Annotated in this window: 2 protein-coding genes; one reads left to right on the top strand and one right to left on the bottom strand. The window is 46.8% G+C overall.

The genetic code is table 11. The annotated features are described in order from the left end of the window. The first annotated feature begins 212 nt into the window (after positions 1-212). The gene (locus F6K20_RS34500; RefSeq protein WP_008178838.1) at positions 213-1244 is read left to right on the top strand and encodes an N-acetylglucosamine kinase; all 1032 of its coding nucleotides are present in this window, start codon (positions 213-215) and stop codon (positions 1242-1244) included. A 289-nt stretch (positions 1245-1533) separates the two neighbouring features. Here F6K20_RS34500 and F6K20_RS40320 read toward each other — a convergent pair whose 3' ends face one another. Further along, the gene (locus F6K20_RS40320; protein WP_353736880.1) at positions 1534-2358 is read right to left on the bottom strand and encodes a DUF4351 domain-containing protein; all 825 of its coding nucleotides are present in this window, start codon (positions 2356-2358) and stop codon (positions 1534-1536) included. Positions 2359-2360 lie beyond the last annotated feature (2 nt).

Raw genomic sequence — 2360 nt, 5'->3', positions numbered from 1 at the left:
CAGTTTCCTCCTTATTTTCGCGCGGGCAGGATGCCCACTCTACTCCTATTCAGGGCGAAGACTGATGCAACGCCAGTTTTGAATGCGATCGCCTTTGGCGGGCTCTTCGAGCCATCGCTAAACTGGCATCAGGCGTAGAACTGGCATCTTGCCAGTTTCAATTTGCGTAGAACTGGCATCTTGCCAGTTTCATTAGAATCAACTAACTATAAATGACCACTTGTATAATCGGAATAGATGGCGGTGCCAGTAAAACCCTTTGTGTAGTGATCAACCACCAAGGTCAAATCCTAGGTCGAGGAGAAGCTGATGCCTCCAATTATCACACCGTTGGTATCAAAACCGCTTTCGCCTCCATAGAATCAGCCATTCGCCAAGCCACCCAACAAGCTTCCGCTAAACTGTCCATGGAATCGGTCACAGTGGAAGCGATGTGTTTGGGATTAGCCGGTGTTGGTCGTCCACGAGATAGAGAAGTGGTGCAAGGCTTCGTCCCACAGTTGTTGTCAAGTCAGACAATTCCCGTCACTTGGGCATTGCTCCCCTCTAATGTTGTGATTTGTGATGATGCTTTGATTGCCTTAGTGGGGGGAGTCGGTAAGCCTGTGGGAGTTGTTGCGATCGCAGGCACCGGCTCAATCATTTTTGGACGCAATGCCCAGGGAAATACCAAGCGAGTTGGTGGCTGGGGGCATATCCTAGGAGATGTTGGCAGTGCCTATCACATTGCCGTGTCTGGATTACGAGCCGCTATGAAAGCCTATGATGGCTGCGCAGTAACCAGTCTAACAACAACTAGTCTTCAGGAGCGCTTCACCACCCATTTTAACTTATCAAGCTTTAATTATATCACAGATATTATTTATCAGCCAGGGTGGGGAGTCAAAGAAATTGCATCCTTAGCACCAATTGTGGATCGAGCAGCGGCTGAAGGGGATCAGGTAGCCATTAGCATTATCGAAGATACCGTTAATCAACTAGCCAAAGCTACCCAAGTTGTAATTGAAAGCGTATTTAGCCCTGACTCAGTATGTGAAGTAGTAACAACCGGAAGTGTATGGCATGGTCTTTCCTCAATCCGTCAGCAATTTGAATCATCTCTAGTCATGCTTAGCCCTAATGTTAAAGTAATTTGGCCTCGCGATCAGCCTGCTTATGGTGCCGGTTTGTTAGGGTTGCTGACCCTAGGCAAAAGGCAAAAGGCAATAGGCAATAGGCAAGAGGCAAGAGGCAATAGGCAATAGTAACCCACCCCTAACCCCAGGGTCGAGGTAGGGTGTAGCACTGTCAGCTATCAGCGTGTCGCGTATCAGCTGATGGGCATAGGGCACGCTACTTGATGTGCTGATGGGCATAGGGCACGCTACACCGAACAGCTTTTGAATAAGCGATGCAGCGCGGTCTTGGGGGAAACCCCCATGAGCGACTGCATCAAGACAACAGGCAAGCATTCGTTTAATAGTCACGAAAGTCACAGGTTAGAAGCCTGTGCCACAAAGCTGACGGCTGACGGCTGACCGCTGAATGCTTACATTACTTGGGCAAATGTTGAGTAAACTCATCTAGGGAGTTAACCGTTAATGCTGTGGCCATCAACTCTTCTAATTGTTCGAGAGTTAAGGCTTGAATTTTCAGAGATATCTCTAAAGGAATCTCTGAAAATCGCAGTTTAAGGATGCGCTCTAAACTGCCTCGACGTTCTTGTTGGATGCCTTGTTCAATCCCTTGAGCAAGACCCTCTTGTAAAATCTCTTGATACCAGGGTGATTCCCGTAATACTGTCATATCCCACCTCATGATTTGTTGAATTAATGGTATCTCTAGCACAAAGCTAGCAAAGAAAGCTAACAACGGTTCTAGTTGATTCAATGTTTGATCCGCTCGTAAAGCCTGCACCGCTGACCGCAATTTCGATTCACTACCACCTCCTTTTAAGATCGGTACAAATGGAAATAGGGGAGGTAATGGTTGTCCTAATACTAATTCAGCATCTACTTCCCACAGATTAATTACCCGATAATCTTGACGGGCTTTTAATCCCATGAATTCACTGTCGTAACAGTCTTCGATTGTGACCGTGCTTGGGGGCGGCAAGATATTAATTAATACTGGATAAGCGGATAGGTTGTATTTTTCCTCAGCTAAAGCCACATAATTGCGCATTCGCTTAGGCATGTTCTGGTCATAGCGTAGTTGTAATTCATTGAGAATCAGAAATTCGGAGCGTTCAGGGCTAGGAATACTATCCACTGCCTCTAGAGTCCGAATTTCATCTAGAGCCTCTCGGAAGTTCCCTTCACGCACATCATGAGTGACGACCACAATCTCTGCTAAGTTTCCTTGGAAACCAATTTGCACCA

Source organism: Moorena sp. SIO2C4 (assembly GCF_010672485.1).
Classification (GTDB): Bacteria; Cyanobacteriota; Cyanobacteriia; order Cyanobacteriales; family Coleofasciculaceae; genus Moorena; species Moorena producens.
The sequence above is the reverse complement of the archived record's forward strand: the minus strand, read 5'-3'. Positions and strand labels throughout refer to the sequence as shown.

What these genes read in the sequence shown, in the direction of transcription:
- F6K20_RS34500 (WP_008178838.1), top strand. Translation starts at nt 213, where the DNA reads ATGACCACTTGTATAATCGGAATAGATGGCGGTGCCAGTAAAACCCTT.